Here is a 25693-nt window from a genome sequence, read left to right on the forward strand (position 1 = left end):
TCTGGAAGTTTGTTATGGTCCTTCCGAGCCATCGGTAAGGGGTTCCTACGCGGTATCCCGCTCGGCGAACGAGATGTGCCAGTTCGACCGCAGCCCGAGACGGGTTCCCCCCACACTCCATCCGTCGTCATCGAGCGGCAGTGCGACGAGGCGGCAGTCGAAGTCGGAGAGCCACGAGAGGGGTGGTCCCGCGTCGCCGACGAACCCGAACCGAATCAGTACCTCCGGTGGAATCGTCCCGTTCGTGACCGACACGATGTCCGCGTCGCCGCAGTCGCGGACGATTCGGTCGAGTAGCGCCACGAACGCGTTGTCCCGCGAGTCGCCGCCGACCAATGGCACCACATCCGCGAGTTGAACCACTGTTACGCCGTCCGACGTCGTCCGCTTTCGAACCACGATTCCGGCGACCCGGTCGCCGGAATCGACGCGACGTACGTGGTCCGTTCCCATTCGGGGCTCGAAAATCGCCACCGGTAGAACGTCTCGTCGCGGAGGGCGTGAATCGCCTCGGGCGGGTTCGTCGCGTACAAGTCGGCGAGGACTCCGGCTTCGACCCCCGAACGACGGGTGATGGAAAACGCCTCGGAATCTCCCACCGCGGAGCGATACAGGCCGTGAACGTCGTTCGTGAGCGGGAGAACGTAGTCGAGAACCCCCGAGCCGACCCCGTCCTCGTCGCCCAAAAATGCGGTCGGGTTCTGAATCCGGTGGTACGTCTCGCGGTCGCCGACGATTTGCCACCCGAGTTTGAGGTACCCGGGTCGGGAACGCTGATTCGGGAAGTTGAAGAAGAACGCCGGTTCGCCGTCACTGTAGTGGTCGATGGCGTGGCTGGTCATCCGCGTGAACAGCCCCTGCCGACGGTGGTCCGGGTGGACCATCGTATCCGCCGGTTGCAGCGCGAGAACGGTCCCGAAACCGACGCGCATGCGAAACGCGAGGAACGGTCGGGCACCGACGATTTCGCCGTCCTTCTCCACGACCAACACCGGAACGTGATCGACGTATGGATTGTCCATGTATTTCCACCGGAACCACGCCTCGGTCCGGCGCCGATGGAAGACGGCCCGGTCGAGCGAGAGGAACCCGGACAGGTCGCTCGGCTCGTACCAACGAACGACGTACTCGTCTTCGGCTCGGTTTAGTACGGACATCGGCTTACGAACTGGGTTCCCTCGTTCCGTACATAGTTATGTGGAGGAAGAACGTTCGACTGGGTTCCGTTACCGTCCATCACGGAAGTTGCTCGCCGATGGAACCGCTATCGAAATCGGCTCGGTTTCGAGGGGAAAATCCGTTCCTCCCGTTGCGAACCAGATCACGTTCCCGGAGGATGCGCAGGGAACTGTAGAGTTCCAAATATCCGATCCCCAGCGCATCGTGTATCGTCTCGACAGTCGCGCGGCCGACAACGAACAGATAGAGGTACACCAGTTTCGTCCGGGGAGAGGGGAGTTCGGTGAGAGGAGGGGCTTCCAGTTCGAATACCACACCGTCTTCGATCATTACGGCACGTAATGGTCGAACCGTCTTTGTTATACGTCGCCTGAAATCGGCCGCTTGCGGAGAGTATGACGCCCCCCGCTCAGAGGTCCAGGAACTCCTCCGCGTTCTCCCAGAGGATTTTGCGCTGGACATCGTCGGGGAAGTCCAACTCCTCGAATTGGTCCAACCACTTCTGCGGTCGAATCATCGGGTAATCGGTCCCGAACATCACCTTGTCCTGCAACAGCGTCTTCGCGTAGTGGAGCACTTGGTCGTCGATGTACTTCGGGAGCCATCCCGACAGGTCCATGTAGACGTTACCCTTCTGCTGGCAGATGGCGAGTTGCTCTTTCTCCCACGGGAAAGCGGGGTGGGCGAGGAGGATTTGCAGGTCGGGGTGTTCCGCGGCGAGGTCGTCTATCATCATCGGGTTCCCGTACTTGATCTTGAGTCCGCGGCCACCGGGTGCACCCGCGCCGAGCGTCGAGTTGCCGCCGTGGAAGACGCAGGGCACGCCGAGGTCCTCGATGGTCGAGAACAGTTCCTCGTGTTCGGGGTCGCTCGGGTCGAAGCCCTGTGCGATCTGCTGGAACTTGAACCCGGAGAGGTCGAGGTCCTCGACGACCCGGTGGGCTTCCTCCACGCAGTCGTCTTTCAGCGGGTCAACGCTACCGAAGCCGATGAAGAAGTCGTCGTACTCGTCGCGGATTTCGGCGACGTAGTCGTTCGGCACCGGCGGGTTGCCGGTGTTCGTCTCGGCGTCCCATCCGAGCAGGATCGTTCTCCCGATGCCCGCCTCGTGGTACTCCTCGACCAGCGAGTCGTAGGTATCCGTTTCCATCTTCGCGCCGAACTTGTTCGCCGCGTCCTCCATCATCTTCCCGCCCGCGTCCTCCAGGAACTCCTTCGTCGGTTGGTGGGCGTGCGTGTCGATGATCCGTGGCTCGTCCTCCTCGGCGAGTACGTCGAGCGTCATACCTGAGAATTCGCCGGAGAGGTGAAAAAGATGGACGACACGGAGCTAACCGTCGGATCGAACCGAAGAGCAACGGACGTAGCTATGTCACTACTGATGATGATTGATATTTTTAGTAATAGAATCACGAACTGATTTTATGGATTATTCTTCCCTTTCTGTTGAAGATGTCCGAGAATCCTGAGACACCTGACACACCCAGCGAACGAACCGCGACGTTCCGCCGTCGGACGTACCTCAAAGCCGCGACCGGGTCGCTGGCCGCGGCCGGTGCGTTCACCGGGCTAGCCACCCCGATTACCACGCCGAACGACGCGGAGACGGATTCATTCGACCTAACCGACCAGACCGTGACCGCCGACGAGTTCCAGTACGACACCACCTACGATGTCGTGGACGACCTCGGAATGGACCCGACGGGGGAAGAGCCGATAGACGACATTTTGGGTAACCACTTGGAGAGCAACACGAAGTTGGAGTTCCCGCAGGGAACCTTCCGCGTCACCGAGTATACGTTCGACTACGGGAACGGACTCCACGACTTCGGGATGGTCGGCGTCGAATCCGGCGCGACCATCGTCCTCGACACGTCGGACGACGTCACGTCGAGTTCCGGTGCGTCGTGGCTCTCGCTCGGCGGGAGCGGGTCGTCCAACATCCAGTACGAAGGCCTCCGCCACGAGGTCGGAAACGCGCCCGAAGCGCCGCGGATGCAGATCAACGTGGACGACGGCCTGTTGGTGCGGGACGTGCGCCATCGCGGCGTCCACGACGGCTCGAAGGGCCCGTTCATCTTCGGCATCTTCACCGAGGACGGGTCGGGACTCATCGACGGACTCCACGCTCCCGACGGCGCACCCGACGGCAGCGGTGCGGTCGGCCTCTTCGTCCACCAGTACACGAAAGGGAGCCTCGAATGCAGGGACTGTTGGATCGAGGGCTTCCCGAACAACGGCCTCTACGAGTCGAAAAAGAGCACCGGGACGGTGACGGTGAACGGCGGACTGTACAAGAACAACAACATCGCGAACGTCCGCCTCGCCGGGTCGGGCGGCACGGTTCGGGATTGCTGCGTCGTCGTCAACGAACCCCATTCGGACCCGGATTTCCCGACGAACATGCGCGGCATCTGGCTGTTCGCCGACGACGCGACGGTCGAGAACTGCGACGTGGTGCAGGTCGCCGACGCGGCGAGCGACGGGGGTATCGTCGTCGCCGGAAGCGGGACGACCGAGATTCGGGACACGAGGATTCGAATCCGCACGGACGACACGGCGGCGATGTACGCCGTGAAGCCGGAATCCACGCCCGCACCGGTCGTCTGTTCCGGCGTCGAGGTGAAAGGCGACGCCGACCACACGGGAGGCGGGAATCCGGGCAGCGCCGCACTTCGTGCCTTCGGACGACCGAACTCCGTCTTCTGGTCTTGCTGTGTGAAACAGACCGGCAACGACCGGGACGGCGTTCTCCTGCAGTACTGCGACGGAAGCAGGGTGAAGGGGAGTTCGTTCGACGTGACCGGGGACGCCGTCGTCCTCGACCACTCCAACGACGTGATACGAAAGAACAACTCGGTCGGCACCACCCGGTGTGCCCACCCGTCGTGTCCGGACGACCTGAACACGGCGATCGATCGGTTCGACGACGGCACCCTCTCGGCGTATTCGTTCGACCGGGGCGAATCCGGGGCGGGCGTCGTTTCCTCGCCGACTCGAAGCAGGGGCGGCGCGCTCTCGGTCGGGGACACGGTCACGGAGATGGCGAGCACGGACGGACTTCCGGCGTATCCCGCGGCGGGCGACACCGTCAGTTACTGGCTTCGCGGTGATGGTGGCGCAACGGACGTAAACCTCTCGTACGGCGTCCAAAACGACGAAAATCGGTATTTCGTCCGCGTGGACATCGCCAACGCCGACCTCATTCTCTTCCGGTACGAGAACGGGACGACGCACCGACTCGATTCGAATTCGGGGGGCTACACCCTCTCACAAAAGACGTGGTACGAACTCGTCGTGGACTGGAGCGAGGACGGAAACCACATGGCGACGCTCCGGGACGCCGACGGTAACCGCATCGCGCACGTCGTGGGAAGCGACGCGACGTGGTCCTCCGGCGGCATCGGCTACGACGCGTATCTCGACTGCGGGCAGCGGGTCGTCTTCGACGACGTGACGTTACGGTAAACGGGGAACGACGGGCGTCCCGGCCACGAGGGCTGTTTCCGAACGAGTCGAAATTTGTTCTCACATTCTTCATAACCCACAAACCAGTTGTACACCATTTAACCATATGTCTATATTAAAATTCTTCTAGCTTAATCGAATAAGTTTTAACGGCGAAATTAATATGCCTTCTTATGGTTGGAAAAGAGTCGAACGATGTCGCCGCACCATCTCGAACGCGCCGCTCGTTTTTACGCCGGACCGGTCTTGTCGTCGCAGGGACTTCCACTGCACTCGCTACTGAAAGTGCGGCTCGCGAGGCGATTCGTACGACGTATACTATCCGCGAGGGGACGCCGGACGAAACCGATGTGTACATCACTGATACTCAAACAGAAGGACCGGTCGCCGTAGTCGTCGGTGGGATTCAAGGTAACGAACCCGCTGGCTATCAAGCGGCGGGCGGCATCAAAACGTGGTCGATCAACCGTGGAACGCTCGTTACGATTCCACGAGCGAACCCGGTCGCCATCCAACGTGACACCTATCTCAACGACAACGGGAACTTAAACCGGAAGTTCCCACCCGGAGAAACACCGACGACGCCGCTCGCACGGGCGATTTGGGGCGTCATCGCGTCGTACGATCCCGACATCGTGATCAACCTCCACAGCTCACAGGGAATCTATCGCGAGGACGTTGGCCCAGATGGCGTCGGGCAAGCCATCTATCCGACGACCGCTCCGGGAGCGAGCGAGGACGCGATCGCAACGGCGGAGTACATGAATCGCTATCATGTCGACGATTCGTTCCCCGACTATTATCGGTTCCAGCGCGGGAACACCATCGACGGGACGCGACCGTACCTCGTTCATAAGACCGATGCGGATCTCGGCGTGCCCGGGTTCATCGTCGAGAGCACCCGATACGAAACTTCCCTCGCAACCCGCAGGAACTGGGAGCTCAACATCGTTCACCATCTGTTGGGTCGTCACGGTATCGACCGAACCTACGAAAGCTGATCGACTTCTTCGCCCGCCGTTTCATACTCCGGCGTGCAGCAGGAAGACCGCAATCGCGCTCGTGAGAATGGAAACCGGGAGTCCGACCGACAGTAGCCGAACGATGGAGATGTCCACGCCGCGTCGGGCGGCCTGCTGGAGGACGATGAGCGTGGCTGCGCTGGCGATAGGTGTCGCGTTTCCGGCGAGGGTGCTGACCGCCGAGAGAACTAACCACCCCGCGTCCCCCGACACGCCCGACGAGAGCAGGACGACGGCCGGGACGTTGCTGATGAGGTTCGAGAGGACGAACGTGAGTCCGGCGAACCGCCATCCCGCGCCGAATCCGCCGACGACGCTCATGAGCGAGGTTTGCTCCAGACTCCCGACGAGGATGAAGATGCCGACGAACAGCACGATGATGCTCCAATCCATCCCGTGGAGCACGTCCTCGCCCGGAACCCGCCGGAACAACTGGAGCCACGAGATGTGGAGGATACCCATCGATGCCGCGATGATTCCGGGGTCAGCGTCGGGAAACAGGATGAGGAGTACGAACGTTGCGAGGAGGAACGCGAGGCTCGACAGCGCCCACTCCTCGTCGATATCGGGGACGGGAACCTCGGGAAGCGGAACTCCGGACGTCGTTATCGGGACGAGGACGAGCGCCGCGACGAACAGGCAGACGAACGCGACGGGTGCGAGATGGGTGACGAATTCGACCGACGTCAGACCGCTGCGGTTCAGGATGTAGGCGTTCTGCGGGTTGCCGAGCGGCGTCGCCACGCTCCCGATGTTCGCGCCGAGGACGACGGCGATGAGCGGCGGAATCGGGTCGACGTCGGCGTTCCGGACCACCTTCACGAGAATCGGCGTCAGCAGGAGCACCGTCGCGTCGTTGAGCGCGAACGTACTGAGGACGGCCGCGAGCACGAGCGTCCCGACGGTCAACCGTCGGGCCGTCCCGGTGTAGTCCACGAGATACGACCCTGCCCACCCGTAAAAGCCGCTCAGCGAGAGCGCTTCGACGTGCGCGAGCATGCCGAACAGCAGGAGTAGGGTGCTCGTGTCCACGCTCGCCAGCGCCTCGTCGGGGGAAATGGCCCCGATGGCGAGGACGACGACTGCACCCGTCGCGCTCGTCAACGACCGGCTGAGGGGGTAGACGCGGATCTGATTGAAGAACAGCAGGCCGAACGTCACGAGGACGACGGCGATCACGAGCGCGTCGGAAGCCATGTCCGGTTGTTCACTCGGGGAAATAAAGGATGTTCGGACAGGATGAGGGTCGCGTTTCGACCCTCGACCGAAATATACAGTGTGACTTTCGTCGATTCGTGGCGATTCGAGTCAGTCCCGCGTCTTGATGAGGAACTTCATGTCGCCCTCGAAGACGACGGTGTCCTCCTGGTTCGTCATCGTGGTGTCGATGGTGACGAGACCGGCGTCGTCACGGCTGGACAGTTCCTTGGTTTCGGTGACTTCCATGTCGAGCGAGATGGTGTCGTCCATCTTGACGGGGGCGGGGATGTCCATGTAGTTCATGCCGAGGAACGCGAGGACGGTGCGTTCGAGGAAGCCACAGCGGTAGACGAACCCGGTGGCCAGCGAAAACGTCATCGGGCCGTGGGCGACGCGCTCGCCGAAGTATTCGTCCTCGGCGTACTCCTTGTTGGTGTGGAGTTCCGTCCAGTCGCCCGTGAAGGCCGAGTGCTGAACGAAGTCGTACTCGGTGACGGTTCGGCCGACGCTTTCGAACGTTTGGCCCTCTTCGAAGTCCTCGAAGTGGTGCGGTTCGTAGCTGTAAGGCATGTCGAAATCCACTCGGCAAGAATATAAGTAATTATTGCACTGAATCGGTGTATGGCGAACGTTCCGGACGACAGGCGCGAGAGAATCGCGAGCGACCCGTTCTGTGAAACCCTCGGAATCGAACTCACGGCGCTGGAATCGGGCCACGCCCGAACCGAACTCGAGATTCGAGACGAACTGCTCAACTTCCACGGGACGCCCCACGGCGGCCTGGTGTACTCGCTCGCGGACGCGGCGTTCGCCGCCGCGTCCAATTCCGACGGCGAGACGGCGCTCGCGTTGGAGACGAACATCTCGTACCTCGCGGCGGCGGACGTCGGTGACACGCTCGTCGCAATCGCCGAGCGCGAGGACGAGACGCGGCGCACGGGGACGTACAGAGTCGATGTCGGTGTAGAGAAAGACGGATCGGACGGGAACGAGGGGGAGGACACGGAAACGGCGGACGACGACGGACTGGCGGAAGTCGCGATATTCCGTGGCCGAGTGTACAAACCCTGATCGTTTCCCGTACCGCACCCCCCGCTAACCCGTCAGTGGATCGTGCTTATTGAAAAATTCGTTTGAATTTTCACCACTCAGCTAAGAATACAATCGAGAGTACATTTCGTTCGAAAATCGTTGGATGTGACTCCATTCGAAACGTTCATCTGTCGAAAATGAAGATTTAATCGCCGATCTATTCTTAAATTCATAACTCACGGAGATAATAGTGTGATTTATACGGTTTCAGCAAATCGCGTGTGATATGAACACGAGTCCCATGCCGTGGGCTCCATCGTTACTGTACGCGGCGACCGGCGGGCGGCCATCGCGGCGGAACGTCGTCGTGTTGTCCGACGGAGCGGACGACGAACGGGCGATTTCGTTCGCGGCGGCGCTCGCAGACGCTCGCGGTGGGACGCTGGTCCTCGTCAACGTTGCCGTCCGGTCGTCCGGAACCCCGCTCGGCCTCGCGGAGAAAGTGCTCGACGAACGGCGCAAGGTGGCCCAAAACAGGCTTCGAACGGTGGTGGATTCGTCGTCCGAAGTACGGACCCGGGCGGCGGCCCGCGTCGGACGGACCGTTCCGGTCATCGCACGGAACGTGTGCGCGGAGTTCTCGGCCGATGTCGTCATCGTCGCCGAATCCGATTCCACGTTGCCGACCCCCTCGGCCGAAGCGTTTCGACACGCGTCGGCCGCAGCGTGGACTGCGATGTCGTCTCGGTCGGTGGGGCACACACGTCGCGCGACGTGTCCTCTATCCTCGTTCCGGTCGCTGGGGGGCCACACTCCGGACGGGCCGTCGACGTGGCGCGTTGTTTGGCCGAAAAACACGGTGCGTGGGTCGAACTGCTCCACGTCGTTCCCGAAACTGGGGACGACGAGTTCCTCGCGGACGCGGAGGGATACGTCACTGCGGCGAACGAACGGTTGGACGAGTTCGAAGGGGTGGACGAGTGGATTTTGGAGGCCGACGACGCTGCCGAGGCAATTATCGACCAATCCCAATACTATGACGTGACCGTTCTCGGCGCGCCGCAGAAACACAGACTCCACGAGTTCGTCTTCGGTTCCACGACCGAGGACGTTCGCTCCTCGGCGTACAGCACCGTCATCAGCGTCGAACGACGGAACGGGCGCGAGTCACTGTTGAATAATTGGCTCCGGACCGAATGACCGGTTTCGAATAATTGATTCCGAATGACCGGTTTCGAATAATTGATTCCGAACCGGATCGATCCACCGACTTCGGAACGAACGTCGCTGGATTCCGATTACGACGTCGTTTCGGTCTTCTCGCCCGTGGTCACGCTGTCGAACCGTTGGACGACATCGAACCGTGTCGTGGCCGCGTCAGCGATGGTCGAACACGCGTTTCACTTTGCCGACCTCGGTTCGTTCGAGGGTGCCGGGTTCGACCACTTCGAGTTCGTCGGGTTTCACGTCGAGAATCTCGCGCAGGCAGGAATCGATCCGGTCGCGGAGTTCCGCGGGCGAGTCCTCGAAGTTTTCGTGGTATTCGACGGAAATCTTCATCCTGTCGAGTTGGCCGTCCCGCGTCAGGTCGATGCGATAGTGTGGCGCGACGGCGTCCAGATCGATCATCACTTCCTCGATTTGGCTCGGGTAGACGTTCACGCCGCGAACGATGAGCAGGTCGTCGGCGCGGCCGGTGACGTTGCCCATGCGAACCATCGTCCGTCCGCACGCACACTTCTCGTAGTTCAACGTCGTCATGTCGCCGGTTCGGTAGCGCAATACGGGAAGGGCTTCCTTCGTTAGACTGGTGATGACGAGTTCTCCCTCCTCCCCCTCGGGAAGCGGTTCGCCCGTCTCCGGGTCGATGACTTCGGGATAGAAGTGGTCCTCCCAGATGTGCTGGCCGTCCTGTGCTTCGGCGCATTCGATGGAAACGCCCGGTCCGATGATTTCCGAGAGACCGTACACGTCCACGGCGGTCACGCCGAGCGCCTCCTCGATTTCCTCGCGCATCGGGTCCGTGAACGGTTCCGCGCCGATGATGACGGTTTCGAGCGCGAGGTCGTGCGGGTCGATGCCGCGGTCCTCCATCGCTTCGGCGAGGTAGAGACAGTACGACGGGGTACACGAGAGCACCTCGCTTTCCAAATCCTGTAACATGTCGATCTGTCGGGCGGTGTTGCCACCACCGACTGGAATGACGCACGCGCCGAGTTCCTCGACGCCGTCGTGGAACCCGAGGCCGCCCGTGAACAGGCCGTAGCCGTAGGCGTTCTGAACGACGTGCTCCGGTTCGACGCCCGCCGCACTGAGCGACCGGGCCATCACCTCGCGCCAGATGCCGAGGTCCGAGTCCGTGTAGCCGACGATTTTCGGCTTCCCGGTGGTCCCCGACGAAGCGTGGATACGGGCCAACTCCGCGCGCGGTACCGCGAACATCCCGTCCGGGTAGTTGTCACGGAAGTCCTCCTTCGTCGTGAACGGGAGTTTCGAGACGTCCTCGACGCCTCCGATGTCGCCGGGCGAGATGTTCGCTTCGTCCAACGCATCACGATAGTGAGGGACGTTTTCGTAGGCGTGTGCGACCGTCTCCGCCAGTCGCCCGTCCTGAATCGCACGCAGCTCCGCCCGAGATGACACCTCGGTGTCACTGTATATCATGCTTGTTCATGATTGGAAGGGGCGCGGGAAAACTGTTACTCGACCGGCGTCGAAACGTGCCACTTCGGATGAAAGTTTATTTTCTTTGCCGTTGCACCCCGACGGGATGGCAACAGTCTCGGAGCTCTGGGGGCGGTCGGAGGGTCGCAATCGACACTGGTGGGTCTTCGTGGGGGGGTACGCGGGAATCGTCCTCGCGCTCCTCCTCGTCGTGACGCTCGGCAGCGGTTCGACACTGGCCGACACGCTCCTTCCCGTGGCGCTCTTCTACGCACCACCGTTCGTCTCCGGTGCGAGCGCGTTCCGCGGCGGCGGCTACCTCGCCAGTCTCGCCGTCGGTCTCACTCCCGGCGTCCTGTACGCCATCGTCGTCGGGGCGCATGTGCTCGTCGGTCAACCAACGACCGCCCGAGCACCGCTGTGGGCACTGGCTGTCGGTTTCGGAATCATTGGCATCGTCGGGTCGTTACTCGGCTACGGCATCGGAACGGGCGTATTGCGATTCGTTCGGGGACGAGAACTCCGGTGAGCACCTGAGCACCCACGTCATCGAAAACGTGTGGGAAGGGGCCGGTTGCCACTCGAACCGATTACTCGGACAGAAATTCGATCAGCGAGTCGTTCACCGCTTCGGGTCGGTCGTTTTGGACCCAGTGACTGGCGTCGGATAGGCGCTCGATTCGCAAGTCGGGAATCCAGCGATCCAGTCCCTCGGTCAACTCGTTGCCGAGCGCGAAGTCCTCCATGCCCCAAATCAGCAGGGTCGGTACCGACACGTCGAGGGAGTGGCTCGACCCGCCAACGAGGGACCGAAGTCCCGTCGGAACGGCGTCGCGGAACAGCGCGCGGTAGTAGTTGATGGACCCCGTCAGCGCGCCGGGCTGAGAAGCGGCCTCGACGTAGCGCTGGACGTCCGCCTCGCTGAACGCGTCCGAGTTCACCGGCGTGTCCCGGAAGATTCCCTCGATGGAGTCGTAGTTTCGGGCGGAGAGGTACGCCTCCGGAAGCCACGGCAACTGGAAGAAGAACATGTACCACGAACGTCGGAGCTGTGCGGGCGTCCGCAGGACTTCGCGAAACCGACCCGGATGCGGTGCGTTCAGGACGGCGAGCTTGGCGACGCGCTCGGGGTGGCGGATTCCGACCTCCCACGCGACGGCACCACCCCAGTCGTGGCCGACGACGTACGCCTCGTCCTCGCCGAAGTGGTCCATGAGGCCGACAACGTCGCCGACCAACTCCTCGACGCGATACGATTCGACGCCGTAGGGTTTCTCCGAGACGTTGTATCCCCGCATGTCGGGCGCGACGACGTGGTACCCTGCCTCGGCGAGGGCCGGAATCTGGTCGCGCCACGAGTACCAGAATTCGGGGAAGCCGTGCAGGAGGAGGACGAGTGGACCATCACCCGCCTCGACGTAGTGGAGACGGACGCCGTTGACGATGGTCTCGTCGTGAGTCATGTCGGACATACGTCTACCGACGGTATTTTCGCCGATAAACGTTGACGTATGCTCGTGACCGAACCGTTCGCCCTGCCGCTGTCCGACGTTCGACCCAGTCAGTTGTACATAAACGGGCTGAAACTATCTCTCGTGACACAGTGGCTCGATTTCGATGCGCCGGAGTTCGACCCGCTTCCGGTGCGAAAAATCCACGGCGAGTGGACGCTCGCGGACGGACACACCCGCGCGTTCGTCGCTCATCTCTCGGGTGCTGACGAACTTCGCGTCGTTCGGGACACGGACGACGTTTCGATGGCGATGTACGAACAGTGCGTCTCGTGGTGTGAGGACGAAGGCATCACCGAGATCGGGGACCTTACTGGACGAGTCGTCACGAACGCGACCTTCGAAACGCGATGGATCGACCGCTGTCGGTCGCTCGAACCGTAATCAAGCGCGACCCGAGCTCACTCCAGAATTCGCTCGATGTAGTCGTCCATGTCGCGGGCAAGCGAACACGCGCCGGGCTGAATCCAAAAGTAGCTGTAGACGACGCCGTTGTCCTCCCCGCTCCCGGTGACCTTGTGTCGCCACTCGTCGCGCGGTTCGTCGGCGACGAGGTGGAAGAAGTGCCGCCGGTAGGCTTTCGGCTTCTCGTGGTGGTTCCACACGTCCGTGGAGAGCGGACGGACGGAATCGAAGTCGGTCAAACCGCTCTCCTCTCGCACTTCGCGGACGACTGCCTCGTGGGGCGCTTCCCCGTCCTCAATTGTCCCTTTCGGGACCTGCACGCAACGTCCTCGTTGGCGTGCTCGAAGACGAGCAGTTGGCGGGTCTGCGCGGCCTTGCGCGTGATGTACGCGTAGGCTTTTTCTTCGGTTACTGGTCGATCGATCACGGATACGATTACAAAACGAGGGGTAGGGGCGTAAGCGTTATTTCAATCAACTGTCTTGATCGGTGAAGCCTACTCCGTCACGAAAACGGACGAAACCACACCGCCGTCAGCAACAGCGCGAGGAAGACGTACGACCCGCGGATGAGCAACATCGTGGCGAGTTCCGGGCCGCTCCGGTAGGCGACGACGGCTACGGCACCGAACGCCAGGACTGCGAGAACGGAACTCGGCGGGAACACCCCCGACACCGAAAGTCCGAGGACACAGAGCAACGCGAACAGGATGAGTCCGTAGGCTGCGGTTCGAGCGCGATTCTGCCCGAGGACGACGGCCACGGTTCGTTTCGAGATGGTGCGGTCGTACTCGTAATCCTGCGCGTCGTCGATGACCTTCACGCCCGAGAGCAGAACCAGGAAGACGAGCGCGAACGCGATGGCGACGGGCGAGAGCGTCCCCGTCTGGACGTAGTAACCGCCGAGGATCGACAGCGCGATACCGAGCGGATAACCGGTCGTCGTCGTGATGGGGTTCGTATCCAGTTGCGGCGCGTGGAGGTAGCCGATGAACCACGTCGGGAGCGTGATGAGCACCGCGCCGACGCCGACGGTCACCCAGAGTCCCCCGAGGCAAACCAGAAAGAGGGTCGCGGCGGCGACGAGCAGGAGTTTACAACCCTTTGCCGTAAGCGGGTGGTCCTCGTCCTCGCCTCTGATGTAAAAATCGACGTAGCCGTCCTTGACGTGGGCCGTGTAGACGGCCGCGAAGATGGCGACCATGTGGAGTCCGCCGGTCGCGAGCGAAAATTCCCCGGCCAGCATGCTCCCGAACCACGAGGCGGCGACGGGCGGAAGCATGAACACTGGGTGGACTTGCGAAGCGACTGCGCGTGCGGCGGGAACCACGCCGGAACCGCGGCGTGAGATGGGCATCGAATCGACTGACAACGCCACCGATGATAAAGTCTCAGGCCGAACGAGGACGGAAAATTCAGCGAACCGCGTCCGCCGCCTCGCCCATGATTTCCAGCGCCGCCTCGATTTCCTCGATGCTCGTCGCGTAGGAGATGCGAGCGTAGCCCGCGCCGTGCTCGCCGAACGCCTCGCCGGGGACGACGACGACGCCGCGTTCGAGGACTTCGTCCACGAAGCCGTCCGGAACTTTCGGCATGGCGTAGAACGCGCCCTGCGGCGTCGGCGTTTCGAGTCCGATATCGTTCAAGCCGTCGAGAAGGATGTCACGCCGCTCCTCGAACGAGGCGGCCATCTCCTCGACGGTGTCCTGCGGGCCGGTCAGCGCGCCGAGCGCGGCGAACTGCGCCGGAGCGCTCGCGCAGGCCTGCACGTACTGATGAACGCGGAGCATGCGCTCGATCCTGCGCTCGCTTCCCGCGACCCAACCGAGTCGCCACCCGGTCATCGAGTACGTCTTCGAGCAGGCGTTGACGACGACGACGTTGTCAGTCTCCGCGAACTGCATCGGCGAGTGGTGTTCTCCCTCGAAGACGATGTGTTCGTACACCTCGTCGGAGATACAGAGCACGTCGTGTTCGTCCGCGATGCGGGCAAACTCGCGCATATCCTCCTCGTCCGACACGGCACCGGTCGGGTTGCCGGGGCTGTTGACGACGAACGCGGCGGTGTCCTCGGTGATGTTCTCCTCGATGGTTGCCGGGTCGAGCGTCAAATCCTCGCGCACGGGGACGGGTTTCGGCGTCCCGCCCGCGAGGTGGGTCAGCGCGTCGTACGCGACGAACCCGGGGTCGGGGAAGATGACTTCCTCGCCCGCGCTGACGTGCGCTTCGAGGGCGATGTGGAGCGCCTCGCTGCCACCCGCCGTGGCGATGATGTTCCCCGGCGGCACGTCGATGTCGTTGTCGCGTTCGTGTTTCGCGCTGATGGCTTCCCGAAGCTGGGGAATCCCTTTGTTCGACGTGTAGGCGTCCGTCGCGCCCGATTCGATGGCCTCCAGCGCGGCCTCCCGCGCGTGGTCCGGCGTCGGGAAGTCCGGTTGTCCGAGTCCGAGATTGATGGCGTCCTCACCTGCGGCCTCGAACACCTTCCGAATGCCGCTTATCGATACGTGTTCGACCCTGTCCGAAAAGCCGGTCATACACCGAAAGCGACGAAACGGAACCCGATAATTCTTCGCTTCGATTACTCGACTTGTGCGCGAAGCGCTTCGAGATGGTCGTCGATACGACTACCGGACAAGCAACATCCCTGTTTACTTGCCAGCATCTTATCGCGGATGATCTTCCACAGCGTTGTGATCCGCGGTATCGTCGTGTTACGCATTGATCCAGAATACGATCGCAAACAGTACTCCCATGAGTACAATGAAGCCCCCAATGGCGAACTGGCTTATCGCGCCCTTCTTGCCTTCTTGCACCAGTTCTTTCTTCGAGCGATCCGAGAGGATGAACTCACCGGACTCAGTTGGTTCGTCTATCGCGTAGGCGTGTTCCCCCCATTCCTGTGCAACCTCGCGGACCGTTCCGACCACGTAGACCTCCTGGCCGGGTTTGATTACTCCTTCCGAGTATCGCCGACGGTCCCCAATACTTAACGGCCCGTGGTGATGTCGCGTGCCTTCGTCAATATTCGGTTCGTTCTGGATATATCGTTGAATTCGCTCCGGCGGTTCGTCTCCGCTCCCAACTTCTGTTTGTGTTTGCTCTATATCCAATCCACCATCGGCAGGAAGTTCCACTTGGACCTCCCCGGTTCCATCGCTCACAGTCATTGGTACACCGATTTCTTCTTCGTGGATGGTCACCCAACTTGCGCCCTCACCGTTATCTTGCCACTCCTCAACCGTAACATGGGCCGCCAATGCGTCCTCTCTCTCAAGCGGCGATTTTAGTTGGGTTGCATTCTCGGACAGATGAGCGGTTCCCTTCACCCCAACCGTCCCGGGTTGGAGGTCACTAATGTGCATCGTCTCGATAGCAGCAATCCGGTTGCTCTGTACCTGGTCTCGACGACCGTTGTACATCATATAACAGCCGAACGCTGCAAATGGCAAGCCAAAACATGGTCCCACGAGCTTGAGTAGAAAATTCTGAACCATTTGTCGGCAAAAACACCCGTCCATAAATGAATGCTTGGGAACAGAGAGAAATTTAAATGATAGTCTATGGGTGGTGAAACTAGACGACCTATAACGGTTACATATATGTCTATATGAATATCTGAAATAAAAATCGTCCGTCAAGGAATATCGAACTCCGAGTGGGTCAACGCATCGGCAACAATCGATGCAGACTGATTTCCGGATCACTCGATTTTCGCTTCGATTACTCGAGTTGTGCGCGAAGTGCGTCGAGATGGTCGTCGATAACCGAGAGGGCCGCGTCGGCGTCCATGTAGCCGTTGTCGTACTCGCTGTACACCTTGTCCACGTCGCGGAAGAACTGGTCCAAATCCACGTTGTCAGTATCGCTCATGAGTGGGGGAAAGCGGTTGGGATGGAAAAAGGCGATGGCTTCGGAGAAGTATGATGATCCTTCCTGTGAAACTGGTTACTAACCCAACAACCCCCACGACCAACCATGCCAGATCACTTTCCCACCGTTCGAGTCGCCGAGACGGAACTGAAGGTCGGACGAACGCCAGCACATCCGGAGGACGAGTTCGAGTTTCAACCGGACGACTCGCTCGCCGACGACTCGTTCGTTGCCACCGCTATCGAACCGACTCGGGAGATGACGAACGAACACCCCCCAAGCGTCGAAGTTTCCATCACGAACGTCAGGGACACCCCAATCGACGTGACGTTCGGTGCGACGCCGCCGCTCGACGTGTATCCGGGAAAGGATGACGCTGAGGGACTGTTGTACCTGATTCCGCTCGAATCGGATGACGTTTCTATCACACCCGAACGGCTCGTTCCCGATTCGATGGAACACGGTATCTGGCGGGTAACGGAGTCGTTCACGATTCCGGAATCGGTAACGATTCTCACCATCGAACCGGGGAAATCCATCACGGGCGAGTACGCGGTTCTCGGGCAACCACTGGGAAAAGAAAGGGGATCCGACGCGCCGAGTTCCGCCCGTGGTCTCGTTCCGGGAACTTACGCGTTCGTCGGCGATTACTTCGTTGACGAAACGACCCCATCGATTTGGATACAGTGGAAGTTCGAACTCGTGGTCGAAGCGTAACTGCACGATTAACCGACATTCTAAATAGTCGTCTCGTCCGTTCTCGTGACGATGAGCGACGAACTACACTCCTTGCTGGAATGGTTCGATTTGAAGGACGAACTCCGTACCGGGTGGGTTCTGCGGAACATCGAGGCTCCGGAGTCGGTCGCGGCACACACGTGGGGGACGGCATCGCTGTGTCTCCTCTACGCCGGACGGGCCGACGTCGACCGCGAACGAGCGGTTACGATGGCCCTCATCCACGACCTCGGGGAAGCGCGAACAGGGGATATCGCCACCCGCGCGGAAGACGGGCGGGAGACCATCTCGGCGGCGGAGAAAGAAGCCGCCGAACGGAACGCGGTAACCGACCTCGTCAGTCCCTTCGAGGACGGCGAGTTGGTGTCGCTGTGGGAGGAGTACGAGGCGCGGGAGACGCGGACCGCGCGGTTCGTCAAGGACATGGACTTGGTCGATAACTGCCTTCAGGCGCTCAAGTACGAGTCCCAGAACCGGTACGACGACACCGAATCGAACGACCACTTCGACGAATTCGAGAACTTGGACGAGTTCTTCGCCACCGCCGCCCCGCGCTTTCAAACGCAGTTGGGGGAGGAACTGTTCGAGCGGACCAAAACGGAGTACGAGAACGAAATCGGACGTGAGTGTCAACTTTGAACATCTCTTTACCACCCGTCCTCCATCGAGTTCGCTAGCACCAATCGACAGGGGCGTCGAAAACGTGCATTTTCACAACCGCCAGAAATCAGCAACCGACACAGTCACGGGGACCAGCAACACTCCCGGAAAATCGGATATTTTCCGGGCCGACGACCGAACGGAGTTCAGACACCTCGCTCCGCGAGGTATCTGAAACGAAGTGAGGGAGGAGTGTCTTCGTGAGTAAAGCGAACGAAGGCTCGGAAGTCGCAGCCCGCGAACGAAGTGAGCTGGAACGTCTTCCGGCGCTTTTGATGAACGTTTTACAGGGAAGCCGTCAGCGGTCGCGCGCTACGGCACGCGACCGCTGACTTCTGACCGTCGTAAAACGTTCTATTGGAACATTCTGAGCGGTTGAGCCTGCGAACTCTCCGCCTCTTCGGTCTGCTGCATGCGCTGTGCGAACTGCTCTTTCTGCTCGCGAATCTCCTCGGCGCTCTCGACCAGTTCTTCGGTGTTCACTTCGGTACCGGCGATGGGGTCGACTCCCTTTTCGAGGAGGACGCGGGCCGCTTCGGGGTCGGGGAACTGCGGGTCGGATTCGACGATCAGGCCGATTGCGCCGAGGCCGTGTCGACTGGCGCGGTGAAGGAGCGCGCCGGTCGGGCCGCTAATGGCACCCATCTCGGTCGGGAAACCGATGTCATACTCTTCGAGCAGTTGGGCCATGTCGCCGGTCGCGGTCCCGTACAGTTCGGGCACTTTTCCGGGTTGTTTCTGCTGGGGCAGGCCGCTCAGGTAGAGCGGCGTCACGTCGTTCGATTCCATCCAACCCGTGACACAGTCCGCGAACTCCGGGGCGGCGTCCGCCGAGATGGGAACGTCGCTTCGCAGCGCGAGCAAGTCGCGTTCCTCGTCGGCGTAGATGCGAACCGGCGGGAGGAGGTCTGGTTTTCCGTCCTCGTAGATTGCGATTTGGGGGATTCCATCGCAGTCCACCGCGGCGTAGTAGGTCATATCGAACTGTTCGATGAGATGGTCCGTGGCGATTTTGCCGACCAGTCCGAGTCCGGGGAGCCCTTCGACCAACGTCGGTTCGTCGAGTTCGATATCGTCCGCGACGACGGCGATATTCGTCATACCCGTAAATTCGGACCGACTCGTCTTAATAACGAGGGCGAGGGAAAACGGTGAGACGGTCGGGGCGGCCACCGACGACTTCGAAACCCACAAACACCTCTCGCCCGCATAGCCGAGCAATGGACGCACTGGAGCGCTACGAACCCATACTCGACGATTTCGAGGCGTTTCTCGCGGCGTGTGAGCGCCCGCTGCCCTCTGTCGTCAGGGTCAACCGCATCAAAGCGACCCGCGAGCAGGTAACGCGGGCGTTCGACGAGGGCGGCGTCGAGTGGTCGCCGCGCGATTGGAACGAGAACGTACTGGAAATCGAGGGAAAACCCGGCAACACGTGGCCCTCGTTTCACGGCTGGACGCACGGGCAGGAGGAGGTCTCCTCGATTCCGGCATTCGTCCTCGACCCCGAACCGGGCGAGGGGGTGTTGGACGCTTGTGCTGCACCGGGGAGCAAGACGACCCAACTCGCCGCGCTGATGGACGACGAGGGGTTGGTCGTGGCGAACGACAGCAACCTCGGCCGACTGTCGGCACTCCGGTTCAACACCGAACGACTCGGCGTCACCTGCGCGGCCGTGACGAATCAGGACGCCAGGAACTTCTCGCTCAAACCGTTTGGCATCGAGACCTTCGATGCGTCGCTCGTGGACGTTCCGTGTTCCTGCGAGGGGACGATTCGGAAGAACCCGACCGCGCTGGACGACTGGGGACTCGACCACATCGAAGGCGTCGCTGGCGTACAGAAAGGGATTCTCCGACGGGCGATACAGGCTACACGCGAGGGGGGCAAAGTGGTGTACTCCACCTGCACGTTCGCCCCGGAGGAGAACGAGGCCGTCCTCGATTACGTCCTCTCCCGCGAGGACTGCCGAATGGTCGAGTACGACATCGGCCTGCGATCCGAACCGGGACTCACGGAGTGGAAAGATGACGAGTTCGACGACAGCATTCGGAAGGCGAAACGGTTCTACCCGCACCACAACGACACCGGCGGGTTCTTCTGTGCGAAGTTGGAGGTGGGCCGATGAGCGATACCGATGAGGAACTCGCGTCGAACGACGGCCAGCGATTCGACCGCCTGCCGGAGACGGAAGACGACCGCGAGGTGTCGGGGCGCGTGAGTAGAACCGAAGTGCTCGACTGGTGGGAAGAGCGGTTCGGCATCCCGCCGGAGACGTTCGAGCACGCCTCCTTCTGGGAGAAGGGGAAAGGAAAGATATGGATACTCGACGGCGATCTGGAGTCGCCGGTTCACATCGAAGCGCTCGGGATGACGTTCCTCCGCACGCGACAGCGCCACTGGAAGCCGACGACGAACGCGTCCCAGCGGTTCGGTCGGCACGCGACGAAAAACGTCATCGAACTCGACGCCGAGCAGGCCGAGCGGTTCGCCCGTGGCGAGGATCAGGAAATCGATTGGGACGGCGATTGGGGCTATCTCATCGCCGCACACGAAATCGCGGGCGGACTCGAACCGCTCGGCGTCGGCCTGTTCCTTCACGGCGAACTCCAATCGCTCGTGCCGCAAGGGCGACAGCGGGACCTCTGAGGGTTTCACACCACCTATCTCACTCGCGGCGTCGCACGACGCCGCCGCCCAGTCCCTCCCACTCGACGACGTAGCCGAGTTCCGAGAGGAGCGCGCTGTCGTCCTCGATGCCACGCTCGGAGAACGTCGATTTCGCGTCCGAGTAGGCCATACCGTCCTCGATTTCGTCCCCGACTTCCGTGAGGACGGCGGGTCGAATCAGCGTTCTGCCGACCTGTCGATGCCGGGGAAACGACTTGCCTTCCAGCGCGTCTTCGCTGACGCCGTGTTCCGCCGCGAGGTCTGCGATGGAAATCACGTCCGCGTCCGGCACGAGTTCGTTGGGGAGCGAATCGACGCTCGCGGCGACGAGTTCGTCCTCGTACCGCCGGAGCGCGTCACGGACGTCCTTCAATCGAATCGACCCCGAGTACGGGATCGCGCGGTGGTCCCGGGCGGAAATCTCCTCGCCGACGCCGAGGGTCTCGTCCACTGCGACGAGCAGTTGCACGTCGTCCACGGCGTCCAACTGCGAGAGCTTCTTTGCGACGTATTCGGGCGTCCAGAATCCCATGATCTCGAAGAACACGCGGAAGTCGGCGTGCCGATAGTCGAAGGCGAAGTCCGGAATCATCACTCGGGCACCCGCCGCGAGGGGTTCCGGTTCGCGTACGAGGTCCCAGTCCAGTTCGAGCGCTTCGAATCGGGTCGCGAACTCCCGCTCGACGTCGCTATCGAACGTGACGTCGCCGATGGGTTCCGTTCCGGGTGGCCGGATAGGGTCCGCATCGGAGAGCACGAGTTCGCGCTCGGTTCCGTAGTCGTCGATGGTCGCCACGAGTCGCCACGAATCGGCCTTGACGACGGTTCGAAGCAGGCGGGCGAACCGCGTTCCGTATCGCCGCGTCGAACGGAAGAGCGCGTCCGGGCCGGTGACGACGACTTCTCGTCCGTCGTCCGTCTTGTGAATCTCGTACATCAACCGGAGTCGTTTGACGGCCGAGACGAGCGCTCGCGGGTCCGAGGTTCGTACCCGGAGTTCCGTCGCGTCGAACAGCGCGGTTTGGGCGAGCGAGAGGTTGTACTGGGCGACGAGTTCGTCGGGGTCCCACCGGGAATCGAACGCGACGAGCGGTTGGCGCTCTTCGAGGTCGGCGTACAGCGAGGTGGCGACGTCGTCCGGAGTCGCGTCGAGACGCTCCGCGGCGCGGTCCAGCACCGTCTTTCGCTCCGCTTCGGTTGCGACACCGACCGTCTCCGCGGTTTCGAACGCGACGGTTCGAGCGCGTTCGGGCGGGACGGGGGCGCGAGGTTCGAACATCGCTTCACGTTCGAGAAGTTTGGCGAACCCGCGAACGAGTTTGAAATCCGACGCCTCGGTTTCGAGGTCCGAAAGTGAGGACTGGAGACGAGCGTGCGGTTCGCCGACGTGGCCCTGATACGTGCCGAGCACGCGTGCTGCGAGCGGTCGGTGTTCTCGGTCGGCGAACTGCGGATGGTAGCCTCCCCCGGCGCGGGATACCCGGAGCAGGTCTTTCGTAAGCACGGCGTGGGGTACGTAGTTCGAATACAAAAGAAGTCGGAATGAGAAGATTCATTCCAACTGCTCCAATGGGTATGGAGTATGCGAAGACGGGAATCCCTCCAGAAACTCGGTCTCGTTGTCTCTCTTACCTCGATGAGCGGTTGTGCAGCCATTCTCGGTGACCGTGGAAATCGGAAGGATGACGGTGATAATAGTCGATCCGGAGACCTAGAAAGTCGCGGAATCAAACCGAAGAAGGGGGAAAACGGTCACCTCGTGGTCGTCGTTACCGTGAAAAATACCGGAAAGGAAACGGAGTCCGCGGACCTCAAGGTGACAGTAAAAACGGACGGTACCGTTCACGAGGAAACACCGACTATAACGGTTCCCGCAGGAAAGACGAAAGAGGTCAGTGTTCCCTTCGACATGACGTACGACAGATATGAGAACGCAACGAACCGGCCGATATCCATCAATCTGAAGTAACTACAGCAGCCACCAGATCAGAATCGCGACCACGAGCATTTTTTTGGTGAGTATCACGCCGACGATGAACTCTTCCATGGTTATCGACCGCATCCGAGCGAGAAATCGGCGGACAGGTACTCGAACACGCTCCGCGTTAACGGCTTCGTGAAAGGAATCGTACCCGCTTGAGGACACGGTGTGGGCGGTCGGAACCCATTCGTCACCCGTGTATCGAACTGCCAGCGGAAGTTCTTCCAAGTAACCAACCTGCGCGAACTCGAAACCGTGTTCGGCGGTCACGGCTTCGAGGTTACGCACGTCACCGTCGTCGTCCAAATCGTAACTGATCCGTTCCGGGTCGGCCGTCCACCCGAAGTCGAGTGAAAGCCTGACGTGCGTCTCGGTCACGTGCACGCGCCGAACGGTTGCCGTCTCGGTGTTCCCGACCTGCTCTTTCCGTTTCGCAGTCAGTAGTTCGTATTCGTCGGTCGTCGATGGGGTGGATACTTCGGTCATCGTCAGTCTCAGGTTCGAAGAGTAGTCGGGGGCGACCCCTGGGAGCCATGTCAGAGGGAGAGGTCGTCCCCATCCGAGACAAAGACGACACGAATATTGAGTACTATCAGGATACTATCAAAACTATAGATGCAAAAGATAGTATGAAAACATTCTATACTATCTGAACGGATGGACGAAAATCTATCGTCGACGGTTCGCGACGCGAACTTCGGCCGTCTCCTCGGTGACGACTTCGTACAGGAGCGCACGCCCTCCGTCGTCCTTTGCGCGGAGGATTCGGCCGAGACGTTGGGTGAACTCGCGTTCGCTTCCGCTCCCGGAAAGGACGACTGCAACGTTGGCATCCGGGACGTCCACCCCTTCGTCCAACACGTTCGACGTGATGACGCGCGAGTACTCCCCCCGCCGAAAGCGGTCGAGAATTTCCCGACGTTCGGGGGCCGACGTCTGGTGGGTGATCGCCGGAATGAGAAATCGCTCCGAGAGGCGGTACACGAGGTCGTTGTGGGCGGTGAAAACGATGATCCGGTCGTCCCGGTGGTTGCCGAGGATTTCACCGAGCGTGGTGACTTTCCCCTCGCTGTTCATCATGATGTCCCGCGCGCGTTGCTTGGCGAGGAGCGCCTTGCGGGCTTTCGGGTCGCTTCCTGACCGCTTGACGAGTTCCTGATAGTCGCTCCCGCTCCGCATCTGAATGGACGAACTGGCGAGGTAGTTGGTGAAGACGCCCTGTGCCGCCTCGTATCGCTCGCGCTCCTCGGGCGTGAGTTCGACGGTCATGCGTTTCACGTCGTACGGCGCGAGGTGAGTTCCGGCGAGTTCGTCCACGTCGATGTCGAAAATTTTCTGTCCGACGAGGTCGCTCACGACCTCGTGTGCGCCGTCCGGTCGTTCGAACGTCGCGGTCAACCCCATTCTGGCGGGGGCGGCGAGCAGGCGAGCGATTTCTCGGTATCCTTCGCCGCCGAGGTGGTGCACTTCGTCGAAGATGACGAGACCGAACCGGTCGCCGATGTCGTCGGCCCGGAGATACGCCGAGTCGTAAGTCGAAACGGTGAGTCCCTCGACGTTCTGTTCGCCGCCGCCGAGTTGGCCGATGGGAACGTCGAACTCGGTTTCGAGGATACGCCGCCACTGCGTGAGCAGGTCGATGGTCGGAACGACGACGAGCGTCGGGGTCTGACAGCGTTCGATGGCCTTCACGCCGATGACGGTTTTTCCGCTTCCCGTCGGAAGTTCGAGAACTCCGTGCCGTCCCGCGTCCTCCCACGAATCGAGTGCGTCTTTCTGATAATCACGCAGTTCGTAGGCGGAGTAGAGCGGCGGAAGTTCAGGGAGTTCGAGGACGGTCTCCGCGATGGAGAGTCCATTCTCCTCGCAGTACTTGCGGATGGCCGCGTAGCGGAAGGCGGGAGCGCGGCGCGTCTTCGAGCGCGGGTCGGGTTCGGTGTGGGGAATTTCGCGCTCGGTTTCGACCCGAAGCGTCCCGTTCTCGAAGGAGAGGGTCACGTCTGCCACACTGAACGTGGGGAGTACGGAATCTAAAAGGTGCCGAGGCTGGCCTGCAGGCTTCGGTCGGTCGTGCCGACTTCGAGTTCGTAGCCGACGAGGTCGCGCATGTCCGTCGCGTAGGCCGTCCCGGCGCGTTCGAGGACGAGAACGCGGCCTTGCGTTCCGAGGACGGTACCGCTGGCGAGCGTCTCGTGGACGGGTGCGGATTCCAGTTCGAACCCATAATCGAACTCGAACGTTTCGAGCGGGTCGAACCGGGACACTGCCTCCTGCCACGCGGTTCCGTCGACGGTTCGATTGAGGGTTCGAATCTTCGCCGGGACGCGGACGCGGTCGGTGAACGTCTCGGCGATTTCAGCTTCGCGCTGGCGGGCGATTCGACCATCCTTCACGGTCGCGAGGTGGGCGGCGCGGTCCGCACCCTGTTCCCGAAGTCGCGTTTCGAGTCTCCACTCACGGGTGACGCCGACTTTGAATATCGTGGGTGCGAACGCGGCGAGGTAGATGGCGTGGTCCTCGAAACAGTCCATCTCGTCCTTGAGACAGGTGCCGGTACAGCGAGCACAGACCCACGTGCTTGTGTGGACGTCACAGTAGGGGGCGTCGGGGCGAGAACAGGGGATGTGCGTCGATCCGTCGAACGTTCCCGCACAGTGTCGTTCTCCGAGCGTGTATTCGAGTTCGGTCCCCCGTTCGAGCGTCTCGCGCGAAAGGGAATCGCCGTCGCTCACCAGCAGTGCTGGTGGTTCGTCACCGGATGCGCCCGTCTCGTAGCCGACGATCTGCACAACTGACGTTGGGTTTCACCGGATAAAAGACGTATCGTTCCGCCCGATATCTACGGGTTCTCGTTCTCATCTGTTGATTTTTTATTATCTTAATGTGGACCACATTTATGAAAATAGTTTAATAATACCCCTTGCAATGGTACGTCGTGTCAGGCCACGAATCGGGTGGTTCCGAGCGGGATACCGTCGAAGCGAACATCGGGTACGACGGTGAGGGAGGCAAACGAGCGGCGTTGGACGCCGCAGTGACCGTCGTTCGGGAGTTCGAGTCGCTCGACGTGGTGACGGTGGTGATTCCGCGCACAAAGTGGGAGGAACTGGACGGCCATCCCGAAATACGCTACGTCGAGGAAAACGCGCAATCCGGGGCGTAACGGTGTCTCTTCGGTGATGGTCAAACGGTCAGTGAAGCTGAAACTGTGGTTTATTTTCACAACATGGGCAAGAAATTATATTAACACATGGTTTATTGTTACAGTTGCATGGTAAGGAAAGCCAATGGCG

The 25693-nt window shown here is 61.1% G+C and carries 30 protein-coding genes and 1 pseudogene; 13 read left to right on the forward strand and 18 right to left on the reverse strand.

What is annotated here, in order from left to right:
• Positions 1 to 45: 45 nt before the first annotated feature.
• The 4 genes from A4G99_RS24145 to A4G99_RS00505 form a co-directional block, all read right to left on the reverse strand.
• Positions 46 to 453: a hypothetical protein gene (locus tag A4G99_RS24145; RefSeq protein WP_150122993.1), complete on the reverse strand. Its 408-nt coding sequence runs from the start codon at positions 451 to 453 to the stop codon at positions 46 to 48.
• Positions 366 to 1157, reverse strand: a complete 792-nt coding sequence (locus A4G99_RS00495) for a GNAT family N-acetyltransferase (protein WP_082837643.1) — start codon at positions 1155 to 1157, stop codon at positions 366 to 368. The genes A4G99_RS24145 and A4G99_RS00495 overlap by 88 nt, the downstream gene beginning before the upstream one ends.
• Positions 1158 to 1236: 79 nt before the next feature.
• Complete coding sequence (locus A4G99_RS00500) at positions 1237 to 1509, reverse strand: hypothetical protein (protein WP_066138003.1); 273 nt, start codon at positions 1507 to 1509, stop codon at positions 1237 to 1239.
• A 79-nt stretch (positions 1510 to 1588) separates the two neighbouring features.
• Entirely contained in the window at positions 1589 to 2464 is an 876-nt protein-coding gene (locus A4G99_RS00505; RefSeq protein ID WP_066138010.1) for an amidohydrolase family protein, read from the reverse strand.
• 167 nt (positions 2465 to 2631) lie between these two features.
• Here A4G99_RS00505 and A4G99_RS00510 point away from each other — a divergent pair, with 167 nt between their 5' ends.
• Together A4G99_RS00510 and A4G99_RS00515 are read left to right on the forward strand one after the other, a co-directional pair.
• The gene (locus A4G99_RS00510) at positions 2632 to 4647 is read left to right on the forward strand and encodes a hypothetical protein (protein WP_223301513.1); all 2016 of its coding nucleotides are present in this window, start codon (positions 2632 to 2634) and stop codon (positions 4645 to 4647) included.
• A 173-nt stretch (positions 4648 to 4820) separates the two neighbouring features.
• Positions 4821 to 5648: a M99 family carboxypeptidase catalytic domain-containing protein gene (locus A4G99_RS00515; RefSeq protein WP_082837644.1), complete on the forward strand. Its 828-nt coding sequence runs from the start codon at positions 4821 to 4823 to the stop codon at positions 5646 to 5648.
• Positions 5649 to 5669: 21 nt separating this feature from the next.
• Here the strand turns inward: A4G99_RS00515 and A4G99_RS00520 are convergent, their stop codons facing one another.
• Both A4G99_RS00520 and A4G99_RS00525 read right to left on the reverse strand, forming a co-directional pair.
• Positions 5670 to 6866, reverse strand: coding sequence for an SLC13 family permease (locus tag A4G99_RS00520; protein WP_066138014.1), 1197 nt, complete (start codon positions 6864 to 6866; stop codon positions 5670 to 5672).
• Between the two features lie 111 nt (positions 6867 to 6977).
• Entirely contained in the window at positions 6978 to 7439 is a 462-nt protein-coding gene (locus A4G99_RS00525; RefSeq protein WP_066138146.1) for a MaoC/PaaZ C-terminal domain-containing protein, read from the reverse strand.
• Positions 7440 to 7490: 51 nt separating this feature from the next.
• On the opposite strand from A4G99_RS00525, the gene A4G99_RS00530 reads away from it, so the two are divergent.
• From A4G99_RS00530 to A4G99_RS26410, 3 genes and pseudogenes are all read left to right on the forward strand, one after another.
• Positions 7491 to 7940: a hotdog fold thioesterase gene (locus tag A4G99_RS00530; protein WP_066138017.1), complete on the forward strand. Its 450-nt coding sequence runs from the start codon at positions 7491 to 7493 to the stop codon at positions 7938 to 7940.
• 262 nt (positions 7941 to 8202) lie between these two features.
• A pseudogene (locus tag A4G99_RS29305) lies at positions 8203 to 8514 on the forward strand (universal stress protein); the annotation flags it as partial.
• Positions 8515 to 8627: 113 nt separating this feature from the next.
• Positions 8628 to 9101 carry a universal stress protein gene (locus A4G99_RS26410; RefSeq protein WP_223301515.1) on the forward strand — a complete coding sequence of 158 codons (474 nt, stop codon included), beginning with the start codon at positions 8628 to 8630 and terminating at the stop codon, positions 9099 to 9101.
• Positions 9102 to 9278: 177 nt separating this feature from the next.
• Here the strand turns inward: A4G99_RS26410 and paaK are convergent, their stop codons facing one another.
• Positions 9279 to 10565 (reverse strand): phenylacetate--CoA ligase PaaK, encoded by a 1287-nt coding sequence (paaK, locus tag A4G99_RS00540; protein WP_066138020.1) that lies wholly within the window; start codon positions 10563 to 10565, stop codon positions 9279 to 9281.
• A gap of 106 nt (positions 10566 to 10671) precedes the next feature.
• On the opposite strand from paaK, the gene A4G99_RS00545 reads away from it, so the two are divergent.
• Positions 10672 to 11094 (forward strand): hypothetical protein, encoded by a 423-nt coding sequence (locus tag A4G99_RS00545; protein WP_066138023.1) that lies wholly within the window; start codon positions 10672 to 10674, stop codon positions 11092 to 11094.
• Positions 11095 to 11155: 61 nt separating this feature from the next.
• On the opposite strand, the gene A4G99_RS00550 is transcribed toward A4G99_RS00545, so the two are convergent.
• Complete coding sequence (locus tag A4G99_RS00550; RefSeq protein ID WP_066138026.1) at positions 11156 to 12037, reverse strand: alpha/beta fold hydrolase; 882 nt, start codon at positions 12035 to 12037, stop codon at positions 11156 to 11158.
• Between the two features lie 39 nt (positions 12038 to 12076).
• Between A4G99_RS00550 and A4G99_RS00555 the strand changes: the two genes are divergently transcribed.
• A complete protein-coding gene (locus A4G99_RS00555) occupies positions 12077 to 12460 on the forward strand; it encodes a hypothetical protein (protein ID WP_066138029.1) in 384 nt (127 codons plus the stop codon).
• Between the two features lie 17 nt (positions 12461 to 12477).
• Here the strand turns inward: A4G99_RS00555 and A4G99_RS00560 are convergent, their stop codons facing one another.
• The 5 genes from A4G99_RS00560 to A4G99_RS25575 all read right to left on the reverse strand — a co-directional run bounded on the left by A4G99_RS00560 (position 12478) and on the right by A4G99_RS25575 (position 16353).
• On the reverse strand, positions 12478 to 12801 hold the full coding sequence (locus A4G99_RS00560) for an NUDIX domain-containing protein (RefSeq protein WP_223301516.1): 324 nt from the start codon (positions 12799 to 12801) through the stop codon (positions 12478 to 12480).
• 184 nt (positions 12802 to 12985) lie between these two features.
• Positions 12986 to 13837, reverse strand: a complete 852-nt coding sequence (locus tag A4G99_RS00565; RefSeq protein WP_066138031.1) for a UbiA family prenyltransferase — start codon at positions 13835 to 13837, stop codon at positions 12986 to 12988.
• A 58-nt stretch (positions 13838 to 13895) separates the two neighbouring features.
• Positions 13896 to 15017, reverse strand: a complete 1122-nt coding sequence (locus A4G99_RS00570) for a pyridoxal phosphate-dependent aminotransferase (RefSeq protein WP_066138034.1) — start codon at positions 15015 to 15017, stop codon at positions 13896 to 13898.
• A 177-nt stretch (positions 15018 to 15194) separates the two neighbouring features.
• Positions 15195 to 15977 carry a GIDE domain-containing protein gene (locus A4G99_RS00575; protein WP_066138037.1) on the reverse strand — a complete coding sequence of 261 codons (783 nt, stop codon included), beginning with the start codon at positions 15975 to 15977 and terminating at the stop codon, positions 15195 to 15197.
• Positions 15978 to 16203: 226 nt separating this feature from the next.
• Positions 16204 to 16353 carry a hypothetical protein gene (locus tag A4G99_RS25575; protein ID WP_190303651.1) on the reverse strand — a complete coding sequence of 50 codons (150 nt, stop codon included), beginning with the start codon at positions 16351 to 16353 and terminating at the stop codon, positions 16204 to 16206.
• Between the two features lie 105 nt (positions 16354 to 16458).
• Here A4G99_RS25575 and A4G99_RS00580 point away from each other — a divergent pair, with 105 nt between their 5' ends.
• On the forward strand, positions 16459 to 17070 hold the full coding sequence (locus tag A4G99_RS00580; RefSeq protein WP_066138040.1) for a hypothetical protein: 612 nt from the start codon (positions 16459 to 16461) through the stop codon (positions 17068 to 17070).
• Positions 17071 to 17121: 51 nt separating this feature from the next.
• The gene (locus A4G99_RS00585) at positions 17122 to 17730 is read left to right on the forward strand and encodes an HD domain-containing protein (RefSeq protein WP_066138043.1); all 609 of its coding nucleotides are present in this window, start codon (positions 17122 to 17124) and stop codon (positions 17728 to 17730) included.
• A gap of 375 nt (positions 17731 to 18105) precedes the next feature.
• On the opposite strand, the gene A4G99_RS00590 is transcribed toward A4G99_RS00585, so the two are convergent.
• Complete coding sequence (locus A4G99_RS00590; protein ID WP_066138045.1) at positions 18106 to 18852, reverse strand: proteasome assembly chaperone family protein; 747 nt, start codon at positions 18850 to 18852, stop codon at positions 18106 to 18108.
• A 119-nt stretch (positions 18853 to 18971) separates the two neighbouring features.
• Between A4G99_RS00590 and A4G99_RS00595 the strand changes: the two genes are divergently transcribed.
• Together A4G99_RS00595 and A4G99_RS00600 are read left to right on the forward strand one after the other, a co-directional pair.
• Positions 18972 to 19877, forward strand: coding sequence for an RsmB/NOP family class I SAM-dependent RNA methyltransferase (locus A4G99_RS00595; RefSeq protein WP_066138047.1), 906 nt, complete (start codon positions 18972 to 18974; stop codon positions 19875 to 19877).
• Entirely contained in the window at positions 19874 to 20398 is a 525-nt protein-coding gene (locus A4G99_RS00600; protein WP_066138050.1) for a hypothetical protein, read from the forward strand. Before A4G99_RS00595 ends, A4G99_RS00600 begins: the two co-directional genes overlap by 4 nt.
• A gap of 19 nt (positions 20399 to 20417) precedes the next feature.
• Here A4G99_RS00600 and A4G99_RS00605 read toward each other — a convergent pair whose 3' ends face one another.
• A complete protein-coding gene (locus A4G99_RS00605) occupies positions 20418 to 21923 on the reverse strand; it encodes a DUF790 family protein (protein WP_066138053.1) in 1506 nt (501 codons plus the stop codon).
• A 78-nt stretch (positions 21924 to 22001) separates the two neighbouring features.
• Between A4G99_RS00605 and A4G99_RS00610 the strand changes: the two genes are divergently transcribed.
• Positions 22002 to 22388: a hypothetical protein gene (locus A4G99_RS00610; RefSeq protein WP_066138057.1), complete on the forward strand. Its 387-nt coding sequence runs from the start codon at positions 22002 to 22004 to the stop codon at positions 22386 to 22388.
• On the opposite strand, the gene A4G99_RS00615 is transcribed toward A4G99_RS00610, so the two are convergent.
• From A4G99_RS00615 to A4G99_RS00625, 3 genes are all read right to left on the reverse strand, one after another.
• Complete coding sequence (locus A4G99_RS00615; RefSeq protein ID WP_066138061.1) at positions 22389 to 22886, reverse strand: hypothetical protein; 498 nt, start codon at positions 22884 to 22886, stop codon at positions 22389 to 22391.
• A gap of 183 nt (positions 22887 to 23069) precedes the next feature.
• Complete coding sequence (locus A4G99_RS00620; protein WP_066138064.1) at positions 23070 to 24407, reverse strand: DEAD/DEAH box helicase; 1338 nt, start codon at positions 24405 to 24407, stop codon at positions 23070 to 23072.
• 23 nt (positions 24408 to 24430) lie between these two features.
• On the reverse strand, positions 24431 to 25189 hold the full coding sequence (locus A4G99_RS00625) for a DUF2797 domain-containing protein (RefSeq protein WP_066138069.1): 759 nt from the start codon (positions 25187 to 25189) through the stop codon (positions 24431 to 24433).
• 146 nt (positions 25190 to 25335) lie between these two features.
• Between A4G99_RS00625 and A4G99_RS00630 the strand changes: the two genes are divergently transcribed.
• On the forward strand, positions 25336 to 25563 hold the full coding sequence (locus tag A4G99_RS00630) for a hypothetical protein (RefSeq protein WP_066138072.1): 228 nt from the start codon (positions 25336 to 25338) through the stop codon (positions 25561 to 25563).
• Positions 25564 to 25693: the final 130 nt, after the last annotated feature.

Origin of the sequence: Haladaptatus sp. R4 (assembly GCF_001625445.1) — an archaeon.
Taxonomy (GTDB): Archaea; Halobacteriota; Halobacteria; order Halobacteriales; family Haladaptataceae; genus Haladaptatus.